Origin of the sequence: Mycobacterium sp. 4D054 (assembly GCF_052245755.1) — a bacterium.
In the GTDB taxonomy this organism is placed as follows: Bacteria; Actinomycetota; Actinomycetes; order Mycobacteriales; family Mycobacteriaceae; genus Mycobacterium.
The window spans coordinates 41,141-55,461 of record NZ_JBQQCF010000036.1 but is presented as its reverse complement, the minus strand read 5'-3'; the positions used below and the strand labels follow the sequence as shown (position 1 = coordinate 55,461).

At 67.5% G+C, this 14,321-nt stretch carries 13 protein-coding genes; 6 read left to right on the top strand and 7 right to left on the bottom strand.

Annotated features, from left to right (window positions below; all coding sequences use genetic code 11):
- Window positions 1–425, top strand: a 425-nt coding sequence (locus ACTWP6_RS22310) for an amidohydrolase family protein (RefSeq protein ID WP_443188791.1), incomplete at its 5' end; no start/stop codon positions are given.
- Between the two features lie 79 nt (window positions 426–504).
- On the opposite strand, the gene ACTWP6_RS22305 is transcribed toward ACTWP6_RS22310, so the two are convergent.
- Together ACTWP6_RS22305 and ACTWP6_RS22300 are read right to left on the bottom strand one after the other, a co-directional pair.
- Window positions 505–1,743 carry a cytochrome P450 gene (locus ACTWP6_RS22305; protein ID WP_443188790.1) on the bottom strand — a complete coding sequence of 413 codons (1,239 nt, stop codon included), beginning with the start codon at window positions 1,741–1,743 and terminating at the stop codon, window positions 505–507.
- A gap of 13 nt (window positions 1,744–1,756) precedes the next feature.
- Window positions 1,757–2,788: an LLM class F420-dependent oxidoreductase gene (locus ACTWP6_RS22300; RefSeq protein WP_443188789.1), complete on the bottom strand. Its 1,032-nt coding sequence runs from the start codon at window positions 2,786–2,788 to the stop codon at window positions 1,757–1,759.
- 78 nt (window positions 2,789–2,866) lie between these two features.
- Here ACTWP6_RS22300 and ACTWP6_RS22295 point away from each other — a divergent pair, with 78 nt between their 5' ends.
- On the top strand, window positions 2,867–4,363 hold the full coding sequence (locus ACTWP6_RS22295; protein ID WP_443188788.1) for an acyl-CoA carboxylase subunit beta: 1,497 nt from the start codon (window positions 2,867–2,869) through the stop codon (window positions 4,361–4,363).
- Between the two features lie 55 nt (window positions 4,364–4,418).
- Here ACTWP6_RS22295 and ACTWP6_RS22290 read toward each other — a convergent pair whose 3' ends face one another.
- From ACTWP6_RS22290 to ACTWP6_RS22280, 3 genes are read right to left on the bottom strand one after another with little or no spacing between them, the layout of a single operon-like run.
- The gene (locus ACTWP6_RS22290; RefSeq protein WP_443188787.1) at window positions 4,419–5,495 is read right to left on the bottom strand and encodes a TIGR03857 family LLM class F420-dependent oxidoreductase; all 1,077 of its coding nucleotides are present in this window, start codon (window positions 5,493–5,495) and stop codon (window positions 4,419–4,421) included.
- A gap of 31 nt (window positions 5,496–5,526) precedes the next feature.
- Window positions 5,527–5,901: a nuclear transport factor 2 family protein gene (locus ACTWP6_RS22285; RefSeq protein ID WP_443188786.1), complete on the bottom strand. Its 375-nt coding sequence runs from the start codon at window positions 5,899–5,901 to the stop codon at window positions 5,527–5,529.
- Window positions 5,898–6,986, bottom strand: coding sequence for a phosphotransferase (locus tag ACTWP6_RS22280; RefSeq protein ID WP_443188785.1), 1,089 nt, complete (start codon window positions 6,984–6,986; stop codon window positions 5,898–5,900). Before ACTWP6_RS22280 ends, ACTWP6_RS22285 begins: the two co-directional genes overlap by 4 nt.
- A gap of 82 nt (window positions 6,987–7,068) precedes the next feature.
- Between ACTWP6_RS22280 and ACTWP6_RS22275 the strand changes: the two genes are divergently transcribed.
- Window positions 7,069–7,683 carry a TetR/AcrR family transcriptional regulator gene (locus tag ACTWP6_RS22275; RefSeq protein ID WP_443188784.1) on the top strand — a complete coding sequence of 205 codons (615 nt, stop codon included), beginning with the start codon at window positions 7,069–7,071 and terminating at the stop codon, window positions 7,681–7,683.
- Window positions 7,684–7,691: 8 nt separating this feature from the next.
- On the opposite strand, the gene ACTWP6_RS22270 is transcribed toward ACTWP6_RS22275, so the two are convergent.
- Window positions 7,692–9,314 (bottom strand): flavin-containing monooxygenase, encoded by a 1,623-nt coding sequence (locus ACTWP6_RS22270; protein ID WP_443188795.1) that lies wholly within the window; start codon window positions 9,312–9,314, stop codon window positions 7,692–7,694.
- A 127-nt stretch (window positions 9,315–9,441) separates the two neighbouring features.
- On the opposite strand from ACTWP6_RS22270, the gene ACTWP6_RS22265 reads away from it, so the two are divergent.
- The 3 genes from ACTWP6_RS22265 (at window position 9,442) to ACTWP6_RS22255 (ending at window position 12,794) form a co-directional block, all read left to right on the top strand.
- The gene (locus tag ACTWP6_RS22265; RefSeq protein WP_260751276.1) at window positions 9,442–10,464 is read left to right on the top strand and encodes an aromatic ring-hydroxylating oxygenase subunit alpha; all 1,023 of its coding nucleotides are present in this window, start codon (window positions 9,442–9,444) and stop codon (window positions 10,462–10,464) included.
- Entirely contained in the window at window positions 10,461–11,075 is a 615-nt protein-coding gene (locus tag ACTWP6_RS22260; RefSeq protein WP_260751275.1) for a cysteine hydrolase, read from the top strand. Before ACTWP6_RS22265 ends, ACTWP6_RS22260 begins: the two co-directional genes overlap by 4 nt.
- Window positions 11,076–11,141: 66 nt before the next feature.
- On the top strand, window positions 11,142–12,794 hold the full coding sequence (locus tag ACTWP6_RS22255; protein WP_260751274.1) for an acyl-CoA synthetase: 1,653 nt from the start codon (window positions 11,142–11,144) through the stop codon (window positions 12,792–12,794).
- Here ACTWP6_RS22255 and ACTWP6_RS22250 read toward each other — a convergent pair.
- On the bottom strand, window positions 12,781–14,262 hold the full coding sequence (locus ACTWP6_RS22250) for an aldehyde dehydrogenase family protein (protein ID WP_260751273.1): 1,482 nt from the start codon (window positions 14,260–14,262) through the stop codon (window positions 12,781–12,783). The genes ACTWP6_RS22255 and ACTWP6_RS22250 overlap by 14 nt on opposite strands.
- Window positions 14,263–14,321 lie beyond the last annotated feature (59 nt).

Here is a 14,321-nt window from a genome sequence, read left to right as displayed (position 1 = left end):
GCAAGCTGCCCAGCGAGGTGTTCCGCGAGCATTTCCTGACCTGCTTCATCGCCGACCCCGTCGGTGTCACCACCCGCCATCAGATCGGGGTGGACAACATCTGCTGGGAGGCCGACTACCCGCACAGCGATTCGATGTGGCCCGGGGCGCCCGAGCAACTCGACGAGGTCCTCAAGGCCAACAACGTGCCCGACGACGAGGTCAACAAGATGACCTACCAGAACGCGATGCGCTGGTATCACTGGGACCCGTTCAGCCACATCTCGCGCGAGCAAGCCACCGTCGGGGCCCTACGCAAAGCCGCCGAAGGACACGACGTCTCCATCCAAGCCCTCTCGCACCATAAGGAGGGTGAACGAGGCGGCGGCGCAGGGCATTTCGATGCCCTCAGGGCAGCCGCCCGGGGGAATTCCGGCAGCGACTAGCTTTCGCCGAAATCGCATTCCATGCGCGAAAAGTCGCGCGATAGCCGCGTGGAATGCGATTTCGGCGGGTCGTTGAACATCAGCGCGTCAGCGAGTACCGGATCGGCAGGTGCTTGAGTCCTCCGACGAAGATCGTCGCGATGTGCTCGGGCTTGCCGGCCAGCTCGACCGACTTCAGCCGCGGCAGCAGCTCGGTGAAGAAGCTGTTGATCTCCATGCGGGCCAGCGCAGCACCCAGGCAGAAGTGCACGCCGTAGCCGAACGCGACATGCTTGTTGGGGTCACGGCCGACGTCGAAGGTGAACGGATCGGCGAACACATCCTCGTCCCGGTTCCCGGACGGGTATGACAGCAGAACCGACTCCCCCGCCGCGATTTTCACGCCGCGGACCTCGGCATCCCGCTGGGCGGTCCGCATGAATTCCTTGACCGGGGTCACCCACCGGATCATCTCTTCGGTCGCCAGCGGCATCAGGTCGGGGTTCTGCTGCAGCCGCCGCAACTGATCGGGGTTCTCGATCAGCGCCTGCAACCCGCCCGAGATCGTCGCGCTGGTGGTGTCGTGGCCGGCGGTGGCGACGATCAGGTAGTAGGAGACCGTGTCGATGTCGGACAGCGGTTCACCGTCGATACGGGCGTTGGCGATCGCCGAGGCCAGATCCTCGGTGGGGTGAGCCCGACGCGCCGCGGTGATCTCGTTGAAATAGTTGAACATGTCGAACAGCGCCAGCCCGCGTTCCTCCATCGAGGCCCCACGCTGAAGTTCGGCGTCGTCGTTGCCGAACAGTTCCTGCGTGTAGGTCAGCATCCGGCCGAAATCCGACTCCGGGATGCCCAGCAGGGACATGATCACATACAGCGGGAAGTTCACCGCGACCTCCTGCACGAAATCGCATTCGCCGCCGCGCTCGTACATCTGGTCGACGAAGGTCCTCGCGAGCTCGTCCACGCGAACCTTCAGCGCGCGCACGGCTTTCGGCCGGAACCAGTCTGCGCCGATCGCCCTGACCTTGCGATGCTGCGGATCGTCGAGATGAATCAGGGTGCTGATGCCCATGGATGCGTGCTGGGCATCGCCTTCGGCGGTCGTCAGCACGGGCCGGGGCGAGTTCGTGAAGACGATGTTGTCGCGCTCGATGGCCATGATGTCGGCGTGCTTGGTGATGGCCCAGAACGGGTTGTAGCCCGGAACTTCCACCCACGACACCGGCGCGCTGGCGCGCAGGCGGGTCATCGCCGCGTGCAACCGCGCTTCGTCGGCGTAGGCGCTGGGATCGGCGAACACCTTGGCCGCCTCGTCGGCGATACGAACTCTCATCACATCTCCTTCATCATTCGCAGGCGCGCAAATCGGTGACCAGGTCGACCACCGTCGCCTCGTCGATGGACGGCGGAAAGCCCACCAGCACACGGTCGATCAGGCCGTCACACCGTGCCCGGATCTTGTCCACCACATCATCGACCAACGCGACGACGGCGAATTCGTCGAGGATGGCGTCGTCGACGAGCGACCCCATCGTGTCCCAGTCACCCAGCCGCGAGAGCCGATGCATCTCGGTCTGCAGATCGCCCCAGCCGTGCAGCTCCAACACGTTTCGGTAGGCCGGGGTGGAGGCGTAGAACGCGATCTGCTTGCGGGTCGCCACTGCGGCCGTGGCCAGCTGCTGTTCGTCGTGGCCGGTGACGACGAACAACGGGCTGGCCACCTCGATGTCCGCGCGCTTACGGCCGGCCCGTTCGATCCCCCGCGCCAACGTCGGTACCGTGACCTCCCGGAGGTAGCGCTGCGTCGAGAACGCGTGCGCGAGTAGACCGTCGGCGACCTCGCCGCACATCTCGGTCATCCGGTCCCCCACGGCGGCGACGAAGACCAACGGATCGCCGTGCGGCTGGCCGGGCGGGACGAACATCGGCGTCATCAGCTTGTGGGTGTAGAACTCGCCGTCGAAGGCCAGCCGGGAGCCATCACGCCAGCACGCCCAGATCGCGCGCAGGGCGAGCACGAACTCCTGCATCCGCGCGACGGGCCTGCTCCACGGCATGCTGAACCGCTTCTCGATGTGCGGCTTGATCTGCGACCCCAGGCCGAGGATGAACCGCCCCTGCGAGTAGTCCTGCAGATCCCAACCGATCTGGGCCACCGTCATGGGGTTGCGCGCGAACGCCACCGCGATGCTGGTGCCCAGCTCGATGCTGTGCGTGTGTTCGGCGGCCAACGTCAGCGGCAGGAACGGATCATGATTGATCTCGGCCGTCCAGCAACCGTCGTAGCCCCGCCGTTCCAGCGTTCTCGCCGCGGCGGGAACCTGGGACAGTTGACTGACGACGGCAGCGTCCACCTTCAGGCCGCCTCCAGCACCCATGCTGAATGAAGCTACAGTAAGCAATTCAGTAAGGTCAACGCCGGAAGTCGCGTGCCGGCCGAGGACAGGAGTATGCGCATGGCCAGTGCCGAGGATTGGAAGGACACCCTCGACGAGCTCACGCGCCGGCGTGAGGTGTCCAGGGCCATGGTCGGCGACGAGCGCCTCGCCAGGCACCACGGCAAGGGCAAGCTCGACGCGCGCGGGCGCCTCGACCATCTGCTGGACAAGGGCTCCTTCCGCGAGTTCGGCACCCTGGTCGGCGGTGACATCGCCGCCGACGGCATCGTCACCGGCTCCGGTCTGATCGACGGCAGACCGGTGCTGGTCGGTGCGGAGGACTTCACCACGTTGGCCGGCAGCATCGGACCCGGTGGCAACGCGAAGCGGTACCGTCTGGCCGAACTGGCGCTGCGAGATCGCGTTCCGATGGTGATGCTGCTGGAGGGCGCAGGGTTCCGGCCCAGCGGCGAGCATTACGGGCGCACCCCCACCGACCTGCTGGCACAGGCACAGTGCTCTGGCAGGGTGCCGACGGTCAGCGGGCTGTTCGGACCGTCGGCCGGGCACGGCGCGCTGGTCGCGCCGGTGTGTGACTGGACGATCATGACCAACCAGGGCGCGATCTTCACCGCGGGCCCGCCGGTGGTGAAAGAGTCCACCGGCGAGGAGATCTCGAAGGAGGACCTGGGCGGTCCGTCGGTGGCGCTGGCCAGCGGGGTGATCCACAACCTCGGCCAGGACGATGCCGCGGTGCTCGACGACATCCGGCGCTATCTGTCCTACTTCCCGTCGAGTGCATGGTCGTATCCGGCGCCGCGGCCGGCGAGCGAGTCGACCGCCCGCCGGGCCACCCCGGAGCTGCTGGAGATCGTGCCGCGTGGCAACCGCCAGGTGTACGACATGCGCGCGGTGCTCGACGTCGTCTTCGACGACACCGCCTGGTTCGAGGTGCAGCCGAAGTTCGGGCCGGCGATGATCACCGCGCTGGCCCACCTCGGGGGCCACCCGGTGGCGGTGGTGGCCAACCAGCCCAAGGTGCTGGCCGGCTCGATCGACGCCGACGCCGCCGACAAGGCCGCGCACTTCATCATGGTCGCCGACGCGTTTCATCTACCGATCGTGTTCCTGGCCGACAACCCGGGGATGCTGCCCGGCAGCCGGTCGGAGAAGACCGGGGTGCTGCGCAGCGGGGCCCGCATGTTCGCCGCGCAGACGGCCGCGACGACACTGAAACTGCATGTGACTCTACGCAAGGCGTACGGCTTCGGGTCGATGGTGATGTCGCTGCCGGGCTTCGACAATCAGAGTGCGACGTTCGCGTACCCGGGCGCGACGATGGGCGCGATGAGCGCAGCGGCCCTGAGCCGGGCGTCGCACGCCACCGAGGACATCGAGGCCAAACTGCGCCAGGCCGAGGTGGACGCGTCGTTCCGGTCGGCGGGGCACCTCGGCTTCGACGACCTGATCCATCCCGAGGAGACGCGCGACGTGCTGCTCGACGCGCTCGAGCGTGGGCTCTACAGTCGGCAGGCCGCGGCGCAACCGGTGACGCGCACGGCGATCACCCCCTAGCCGCCAGGGATGTCGGCGTGTTCATCACCACTGAGGCAGGACGGACACCCCGACCTCACGAGCTCCGGTAGGCGGCGATCACCGGCTCGAGTTCGTCGGGCGTGGCGCCGTGCATGATCACCGCGTCGGCGCCGTAGTCGAATTCCTTGCGGACCCTGGCCGCGCACTGCTGCGGCGATCCGGTGGCCGCGGCCTCCAGCCACTCGTCGGGGATCAGCGTGGCGATGTGTTCGATCTGATCGGCGGTGGCCTTGTGGTCGATGCCGCCGCCGACGGACTGCACCACCTTGTCGTCGCGGAATCGTTGCAGCACAGCCGGATCCCAGCCGTTGGTGTTGACCAGCAGGTCGCCGTACCCCTGCAGGTAGGTGGCCAGCCGGGCCACGGTCTTCTTCAACCGCAGTTCCTCGGGCAGGTGATCCCCGACGGTCGCGAAGCACGACCACACCCGCACCGACGCCGGGTCACGGCCGGCCCGTTCGGCGGCGTCCTTGACGGTCTTGACCGCACGCTGCAGCGTCTCGGGCGCGAAGTAGGTGTGCAGGATGACGTCGTCGAACTCCCGCCCGCCCAGCGCCAGGGTCTGCGGGCCGAACGCGACGATGGCCAGCCGGATGTCCTCGCGGAAGTCCGGATCCAGGAACAGCACCGGGTATTTCCCGAGCGGCCCGTCGTGGTTGAAGATCAGCTCGCCGCGCCAGAGCTTGCGCATCACCTGCGCGAAGTCCTCCATCTGCGCGGTGGTCACCGTCGGTATCCCGAAAGCGTTGTAGATGGCGCCGATACCGCGGCCGATGCCGAGGGTGAACCGCCCGCCGGAGAGCCGGTGCATGGTGGTGGCCCACGAACCTGTGATCAGCGGGTGACGCGTGTTGTGGTTGGTGGCCGCGGTGGCGATCTGCATGCGGCTGGTGACGGCCAGCGCCGCGCCGGTCAATGACGAGGCTTCCTTGACGTTCCAGCGCTCGGAGATGAATCCCGTTCCGAAGCCCAGCTCCTCACCGCGGCGGGCCTCGTCCATCAGCGTGGCGGGGCCCTCGCCGCCGGCTCCGGCCAGCAGGTAGAAACCGAGCTCCTCCGATACAGTGTCGTTTCCCGACGACGCGTCGCTGCTTGCCTCCGACTGTGTCATTGCGATGTCGCTCCGCTCCTAGGCTTCGACGTCACGCCCAAACTCCTTGCTTGTAACCGCAATTCCAGACCTCGGTGATCCTGCCCTCGACGACGCGGAAGATCTCCATACTGCTGATCGTGTATTCGGTGCCGTCCTTGAGCGTCATCGGTGACTGGTACACGATCGCCACATGCTCGCCGTCGTCGCCGGCGACCACCAGGTTCAGGTCGAAACGGATGGTCTCGAACATGTCCCAGTGATCGACGATGCGGGCCACCGCCTGCTCGTGGGTCAGAGTCGTCGACTCGCCGACATCGTGCCGGACCACCGTGTCGCCCATCAACTCCTCGGCGAGCGCGAGGTCGCGGTGATTCCAGACCACGAAGTTGTACTGCTCGACCACTTCACGCGCCGACCGCGTCATGCGAACACCTCCACGGCATCGATGTCGTCGACCGCGGCGACGGCGCGGGCAGTCAGCTCCAGACACAGTGCCCGGGAGCGCTCCGGCAGGGTGTCCCAGCCGATCAGGGTGATGACCGGGAGCACCATCACATAGGCCACCGCGAATCGATAGTGCCGCCAGGCGTCGTCGAAGCCGTAGGACGTGAGGCCCCGGTCCCGCAGCACCCCGAGATACTCCCGCACCAGCGACTCGTCGTGTCCCCGGCGCGCCGCGACCGGCAGACCCTGACTGACCAGATAGCCGATGTCCGCGGCGCCGCAGCCCACCGACGCGAACTGGAAGTCGACGATCTTGAGACGGTCACCGTCGAAGAACATGTTGTCGGCGCGGATGTCGCCGTGCAGCAGCATCGAGTGCTCGGTCAGCGCCGACAGCGCCTGCGGTGCCGACTCGGCGAACCGGTCGGCGAAACGCGCCACCCGGCGGGGCACGGCGGCGCCGGACTTGTCGCGGTATACCTGCCACCCCGGCGCGAACGCCGGCACCAGCAGGTCACGGACGACCGGCGTCGACAGACTCGGAAAGTCCTGCAGCACGACGACATTCACTGGATCGGCCGACCACGCGTGCAGCGCCGCCAGAGTCGCGACCGCCAACCGCACACGGTCGACCGACAGCCCCGCCAGATGGTCGGCATTGTCCCAGTCCCGCAGATCTTCGAGCAGCAGCACGAAATCGACGGAATCCTGGGCAATCCGGGCGGTGTAGACCCGCGGAGTGTCCATCGGCGCGCGCCCGGCCACGTCGCGGTAGAACCTGAGTTCGCGCCGGTAACCGTCGAGAAGTTCCATCGCACCACGCGCCTCGGACTCCGCGGGCAGTTTGGCGATCAGGCTGGCGGGCACCTCCCCGGTGCCGGTGAGGTACAGACGGTAGAGCAGAGACGAGAACCCCGAGTCCTCGGCGATCCGTTCGGCACGGACATCGGTCACCGTGCTCTCACCCGACAGTCCGGCATCGGTACGCAACGCCTCGGTCAGCCACCGTGGCGTGATCTCGGCGATGGAGCGGGGCACCGCCGCCGTCTCCCGCGCGTCGGTCATGCCACTCGAAGTCACCGTTGACCTCCCACACTTATTTGACGCCGCGCAACTAAGTTAGGGGTCCGGCGTTTAACATGCAAGGGTGCCTTCTCCCGCCGCAGGGTTGACCCAACCTCAGCGCCTTGAGCTCTCGGCTCGCAGACTCCTACAGGCCTCCGTGGCATTGATCGGCGAAAAGGGTTGGGAAACAACGACAGCTGCGGAGATCGGACTACGCGCCGGCTATAGCAGGGCGATGGTGCACGCCCGCTACGGCAGCAAGGACGCGCTGCTGGAGACCCTATTCGCCACCGAGTACGAGAAGAAGTTGAGCCCAGCGCCGGATCCCGGTTCCGACGGGCTGACCCAGGCGCTGGCGCATGTCGACCGGATCGCGCTGTTGCACGCCGAGGACCCGGACCTGTGCCGAGCAGTCTTCGTGCTGACCTTCGAAGCCGCCAAGACCAGCTCACAGGCGCATCCGTACATCCGCATGTGGCTCGAACGTGCAGCCAACACCGTCCAGGCCGGTCTGCGTCAGGGGATCGCCGACGGATCCGTGCGGGCCGACGTAGATATCGCAAGAGCCGTCAACGATTTCGGCGCGTCCGTGTTGGGTACCGCATATCAGTGGATCATGCAGGCCTATCCGTACGACGTCGCCGAGGAACTGGCTTACGTACGAGGGCGACTGGTCAGCACCTACGGCGCCGGGTAGCGCGGGCATCACGCGAGTTTGAATCCGCGGTAACCCGCCTGCGCGACCTCGTCGCAGCGGCGACGGTACTCCGGGATGCCCGCGGTGTAGCCCATGTACATGCGCTTCTTGCCGGGCACGTTGCCGCCGTTGTACCACGAGTTGCACGACGGGTGGACGAGCACCGTGGGCGCCACCAGCGCCGTGGCGTCGTCGATCCACTGCTGCTGGGCCTCGGGCAGCGCCTCGATGGTGTGGTAGCCGTGTCCGCGCAGATAGGTCAGGCAGGCGCCGATCCATTCCACGTTCTGCTCCAGCGCTGCGACGAAATTCGCTGCCGCGGAAGGGCTTCCGGGCCCCTGGATGGTGAACAGGTTCGGGAAGCCGGCGACCGCGAGACCGAGGTAGCTCAACGGCCCCTCCTCGGCCCAGAATCGCCTCAGCGACGCCCCGGCGCGTCCGCGCACGTCGATCCGGCTCAACGCGCCGGTCATCGCGTCGAATCCCGTCGCATAGATCAGCACGTCGAGTTCGTGCAGGCCGCGCTCGGTCTCCAGCCCGGCGCAACGCACCGACACGATCGGATCGTCGCGCAGGTCCACCAGCGTGACGTTGTCGCGGTTGAAGGTCTCGTAGTAACCCTGGTCGATGATCGGCCGTTTGCACGCGAACGGGTGGCTCGGTGTCAGCGCCCTGGCGGTGTCGGGGTCGGTGACGATGCGGGCCACGGCCTGCCCGTACAGCCGGGCGGCCATCTGGTTGGCCTCGATGTCGAAGAACAGGTCACCCCAGTTCAGCGCACCCATGATGCCGTTCTCGTCGACCGCGCGCCGCCGCTCCTGCTCCGAGGCGGACTTCAGCGCCGGCTTGGTCAGCATCTCCAGCAGCACCGAGAATGCGCTCAGCCGCGCCGCGCCGACAGGATGTTCGCGCTGGGCGGCGCGGATCTGCGGGTAACGGGCCTTGAGCTCGTCGAGCTCGCCCGGTTCGAACTTGCGCACCTCCCAGGGCAGCGTGTAGGCCGGGGAACGTTGAAAAACTTTGAGCTGCATGGCTTCCCGCGCGACAACCGGGATCAGCTGAACACCGGTGGAACCCGTGCCGATCACCCCGACCCGCAGACCGGTCAGATCGGCACCGCGCTCGGGCCAGCGGCTGGTGAACAACGAGCTGCCGCCGAAGGTGTCCATGCCGGGTATCGACGGTTCCAGCGGCACCGACAGGATCCCGGTGGCGGCGACGACGAAAGGAGCCGCGAACGTCTCCCCCGTCCCCGTCTGCACCGACCACTCGCCGGCGTCCTCGTCGAACGTCATGGCCACGACGTCCATGCCGAACGCGATGTTGCGGCGCAGATCGAGCCGGTCGGCGACGAAGTTGAGATACGCCTCGATCTCCGGCTGGGCCGGCATGGTCTCGGTCCACACCCACTCCTGCTGGATCTCCTCGGAGAAGCTGTAGGAGTACTCGATGCTCTCGATGTCGCAGCGCGCCCCCGGATAGCGGTTGAACAACCACGTACCGCCCACGTCGTGCGCGCGCTCGAGCACCCGGACCCGCAGGCCGAGCTCGCGTAGGTGGTGCAGCGCGTAAAGGCCGGAGAAGCCGGCCCCCACCACGAGTACGTCGAAGCGGGCCGCGCCATGTTCCATCGTCACGGTTCCTCCGGGCTCGACATACTGTCGCTGTTACAGTATCGATGCCCACAGGCACCCGTGGCGGATCCGCACAATTCGTTTCCGCCGTGCGCCGGATGGCCGCCGCAGCAGAGGAGTCGTCATGAAAGTCCCCTTCACCTGGAAGGTCACCGGGTGGTTCATGATCGGTTGGTCGGCCGAGTACGAGGTGGGCGAGGTCAAGGCGCTCAAGTATTTCGGCGAGGATCTGGCCGCATACCGCGACGAATCGGGTCGTCTGCACGTCCTGGAAGCGCACTGCAAACACCTCGGCGCGCACATCGGCCACGGCGGCAAGGTGGTCGGGGACTGCGTCGAGTGTCCGTTCCACGGCTGGCGCTGGGGCCCGGAGGGAGACAACACCTACATCCCCTACCAGCCGGACCGCCCCAACCGCGGTCTGCGATTGCGGTCCTTCCCGGTCAAGGAGCAGTACGGCTGCATCTTCGTGTGGCACCAGCCCCAGGGCAAGGAACCGCAGTGGGAACTGCCGGACATCTTCTGGAAGTTCCCGCAGTTCGAGACCGACGCGAACGCCTACTACCGGCCTTATCCGGAGTTCTCCAGCCGCGCGGACGCCATTCCCGTGCATCCGCAGATCGTCGCCGAGAACGGGCCCGACAGCTCGCACTTCCGCTATGTGCACGGCGCGTCGGTGACACCGGTCTGCCTGCACTGGGAACACGTCGACCAGGAGTGGCGGTTCCTGACCGGCTGGCCCGACGCGCGCAGCGACGACCCGAACGCGATGGCGCTGAAGATCCACAGCCACTTTTCCGGCCTCGGGTTCGCGATGAGTGCGTTCGAAGGTTCGTCGAACCACCGGCTGATCTTCGCCTGCACGCCGGTCGACGACGAGGTCTCGGACATGTTCTATTCGATCTGGTGGCCCAAGCTGATCGGGGAGACCTCTGATGTGCCGCCGCCCGAAGTGATCGAGAGGGTGCAGCGGCAGTTCCTCAAGACCGTGTGGGAGGACTGCGACATCTGGCGCTATCAGAAGTACGTGGAGAACCCGCCGCTGGCCAAGATCGACGCAAAGCCGTACATGGCGATGCGCAAGTGGGCGCAGCGGTTCTACGAGGTTCCCGCCGAGGTGCCGCCGGCGGGTACGACCACCGCATGAGGGTCCCCCTCGCCGAGCTCGTTGCACCGGCGCATACCGCGGTGATCACCCAGGAATGTCAGGGCGCGGTGGTGGGGCCCGACGCCGGACTGGCCGCGCTCGCCGACGAGGCGCGTCGCGGGGCGCTGCCCAACATCGCCCGGCTGTTGCCGGTGGCCCGCGCCGCGGGCGCGTCCGTCGTGCACTGTCTGGTTCAGCGCCGCGCCGACGGGCGCGGAGCCAACCACAACGCCAAGATCTTCGCCCTCGGGGCCTCCGGTGTGGACATCACCCCGGGTAGTCCCGGCACCCAGCTGGTACCGGAGATCGACGCCCAGCCAACCGATCTGGTACTGCATCGGTGGCACGGGCTGGGGCCGATGGGCGGCACCGACCTGGACGCGGTCCTGCGCAACCTCGACGTGCGCACGATCGTCGCCGTGGGCGTGTCGGTGAACGTCGCGATCACCAACCTCGTCATGGACGCCGTCAACGCGGGCTACCGGGTGGTCGTTCCCCGGGACGCCGTCGCCGGGGTACCGGCGGACTATGCGGCCGCCGTCATCGACAACACGCTGTCGCTGCTGGCGACCGTGACCACCACCGACGAACTGCTCGACACCTGGAGGTAGCCCCATGGGCATACAACTTTCGGCCATCTGTCCACTCGGCGGGCGTCGCCGTCTAGAGTCCATCGCATGACCGAGTCGATTCAGTTCACCGTCCCGGCTGCCGCCGACGCCGTCGCGGCCGTGATCGGCGACCGCGAGTTCATCGTCCAGGGCGACCGTCGCTACACCTACGCGCAGATCGTGCAGCGCTCCAACCGGCTCGGCGCCTACCTGCACGCCCGGGGGCTCGGCTGCCATACCGAGCGTTCCGAGCTGCCGGGCCACGAGGTCGGTCAGGACCTGCTGGGCATCTACGCCCACAACGGTCCCGAATACATCGAGGGCATGCTCGGGGCGTGGCGGGCCCGCGTCGCGCCGTTCAACGTGAACTACCGCTACGTCAAGAGCGAGCTGCACTATCTGCTGTCGGACTCCGGCGCCACCGCGCTGCTCTATCACGGCGCATTCGCGCCGCGGCTGGCCGAAGTACTGCCCGACCTGCCCGACCTCAAGGTGCTCATCCAGATCGCCGATGATTCGGGCAATGAATTGCTGCCCGGCGCAGTCGATTACGAGTCGATCGTGGCCGACGGGCCCTCCGATCCGCCGCCAGTCGAACCGTCGCCCGACGACCTCTACGTGCTCTACACCGGCGGAACCACCGGCATGCCCAAGGGGGTGCTGTGGCGTCAGCACGACATCTTCATGACCTCGTTCGGCGGCCGCAGCCTCTACACCGGTGAGCTGATCTCGACGCTGGACGACGTCGCGAAACGGTGCGTGGAGTCCCCCGGCACCAAGCTCATGGTGCTGCCCCCGCTGATGCACGGCGCCGCGCAGTGGGCGGTCTTCACCGCGATGAACACCGGTCAGACCGTGGTGTTCTCGCCGGTCACCAGCCACCTCGACGTCGACGACGTGATCGCCACCATCGAACGGGAGAAGGTGCTGGCCGTCACGGTGGTCGGCGACACCATGGCCCGGCCGTTGGCCGAGGCGTTCGAACGGACCGACGCCGACCTGTCGGCGTTGGCCGTGGTGGCCAACGGCGGCGCACAGCTCACCCCGACCGCCAAGCAGCGCCTGATCGACGCCAAACCGAATCTGATGGTCGTCGACGGGGTCGGCTCGTCGGAGACCGGCGCCCAGATGACGCACATGTCGGCACCGGGCGCGGTGTCGACCGGGAAGTTCACCGCCGGACCTGACACGTTCGTCGCCGCGGAGGATCTCGGCTCGATCCTGGAACCGGGCCATGACGGGATGGGCTGGCTGGCCCAGCGCGGCTACGTCCCGCTGGGTTACAAGGGCGACGCCGCCAAGACCGCGGCGACGTTCCCGGTGATCGACGGGGTGCGCTACTCGGTCCCCGGCGACCGGGCCCGACACCTCGCCGACGGGGCGGTCGAACTACTCGGCCGCGATTCGGTCACGATCAACTCCGGCGGCGAGAAGATCTTCGCCGAGGAGGTCGAGTCGGCCATCGCGTCGCATCCGGCCGTCGCCGACGTCGTGGTGGCCGGACGGCCGAGTGACCGCTGGGGCCAGGAGGTGGTCGCCGTGGTCGCACTCGCCGACGGCGCGAGCGCCACCGCCGACGAGTTGATCGAGCACGCCTCGGCGGTGATCGCGCGCTACAAGCTGCCCAAGGCAGTGGTGTTCCGGCCGGTGATCGAGCGCAGTCCGGCGGGTAAGGCCGACTACCGGTGGGCGCGGGAGCAGGTCGTCAGCGGTTCCTGAGTCGACGGCGGGTGCGCCGGTGGGCCATCCGCAGCCCCAGCGCGGTGGTCAGGCGCATCGAGGCCGGGAACGGTGGCGCCGCGCGACCGGTGATCGTGAACGGCAGATCGCTGCCGACCACGGTGCGGTAGTGGCTGAACGCGTCGAAACCCGCCTTGCCGTGGTAGGCGCCCATGCCGCTGCGCCCCACCCCGCCGAACGGCGCCGCTGACGGAATCATCTGCGCGGCAAAGTCGTTGCGGGCCACACCGCCGCTTCGGGTGTGCTCGACGAACCACCGGAAATCGGCGTCATCGGGACCGAACCAGTAGGCCACTAGCGGTGCGGGGCGCGCGTTGACGTAGTCGACGACGTCGGCGATCCGGCGGTAGGGCCGCACGGTGAGCACCGGTCCGAACGTCTCCTCGTCGGCGATGCGCATGCCGTCGTCGACGTCGAGCACGATGGTCGGCGCGATCTTGCGAGTCCGGCGGTCCGGCAGCGTCTCGTTCGGCGGTGCCACCGTTTCCACCCGGGCGCCCTTGGCCCGGGCATCCTCGATGAGGGCGACGACGCGGTCGAAGTTCGCCTCGTTGACCGAGGAGCAGTAGTCGGTGTTGTCCACGATGGAGCCGAACATGTCTCGTAGCGTGTCGCGGGCGACCGCGACGAACTTCTCTATGCGGTCGGCGGGCACGAACACATAGTCGGGGCACACGCACACCTGACCGCCGTTGATCATGCGGCCCTGCGCAATTCGGGTGGCTGCGCGGGCGAGGTCCGCGGCGGGCGCCACCACCACCGGGTTCTTGCCCCCGAGCTCGAGAGTCACCGGGACCAGGTTCGCAGCGGCCGCCTGTCCGACCAGCGCGCCGACACCCGGGGACCCGGTGAAGAATAGGTGGTCGAACGGCAGGGCGGCGAACTCCGCGGCCACCGCGGCGTCGCCGGTGACCACCGCCAGCTCCGCGGCGTCGAAGTAGGCCGGCGCCACCGCCTGCATCAGCGCAGCGGTCCGCGGCGTCACCTCCGACATCTTGATCATCACCCGATTGCCCGCCGCGAACGCCGCCGCCGCCGGCAACACCACCAGGTTCAGCGGAAAATTCCAGGGTCCGATGATCCCGACGACCCCCAGAGGTGACGGTCGCACCTCGGCCCGCAACCCCAGCGGCCGGGCCGGGCGCATCAGTTTGACGGGTTTCATCCATTGCCGCACATGGGCTCTGGTGTGTTCGACCACCGAAATCATGCCCATGATCTCGGTGAAAAGTGTTCCGGCCCTTGGCCGGGTGCCGTAATCGGCTGCCATCGCGTCTACGAAATCGTCGGCGTTGTCCAGCACGAGAGCCAGTAGCCGGTCGATGCGGTTGCGGCGCAACGCCTCGTCGGGAGGTCCGTCGGCGACGAACGCACTTCGCTGACGCCCGAGCAGCTCCGTCATCGGTTCCGGCCGGCTCGCGGTCATACCGCCCAGCAGCACTGTCATGTCCGACCCCTCTGTCCGGCAACGCGTGCGGTAAGCGCAACGGTAACATCCGGCACGGC

Coding starts and splice junctions, on each gene's coding strand:
- ACTWP6_RS22305 (WP_443188790.1), bottom strand. CDS start 1,743: ATGAGAGTTCGTATCGCCGACGAGGCGGCCAAGGTGTTCGCCGATCCC.
- ACTWP6_RS22300 (WP_443188789.1), bottom strand. CDS start 2,788: ATGGGTGCTGGAGGCGGCCTGAAGGTGGACGCTGCCGTCGTCAGTCAA.
- ACTWP6_RS22295 (WP_443188788.1), top strand. CDS start 2,867: ATGGCCAGTGCCGAGGATTGGAAGGACACCCTCGACGAGCTCACGCGC.
- ACTWP6_RS22290 (WP_443188787.1), bottom strand. CDS start 5,495: ATGACACAGTCGGAGGCAAGCAGCGACGCGTCGTCGGGAAACGACACT.
- ACTWP6_RS22285 (WP_443188786.1), bottom strand. CDS start 5,901: ATGACGCGGTCGGCGCGTGAAGTGGTCGAGCAGTACAACTTCGTGGTC.
- ACTWP6_RS22280 (WP_443188785.1), bottom strand. CDS start 6,986: ATGACCGACGCGCGGGAGACGGCGGCGGTGCCCCGCTCCATCGCCGAG.
- ACTWP6_RS22270 (WP_443188795.1), bottom strand. CDS start 9,314: ATGGAACATGGCGCGGCCCGCTTCGACGTACTCGTGGTGGGGGCCGGC.
- ACTWP6_RS22265 (WP_260751276.1), top strand. CDS start 9,442: ATGAAAGTCCCCTTCACCTGGAAGGTCACCGGGTGGTTCATGATCGGT.
- ACTWP6_RS22260 (WP_260751275.1), top strand. CDS start 10,461: ATGAGGGTCCCCCTCGCCGAGCTCGTTGCACCGGCGCATACCGCGGTG.
- ACTWP6_RS22255 (WP_260751274.1), top strand. CDS start 11,142: ATGACCGAGTCGATTCAGTTCACCGTCCCGGCTGCCGCCGACGCCGTC.
- ACTWP6_RS22250 (WP_260751273.1), bottom strand. CDS start 14,262: ATGACAGTGCTGCTGGGCGGTATGACCGCGAGCCGGCCGGAACCGATG.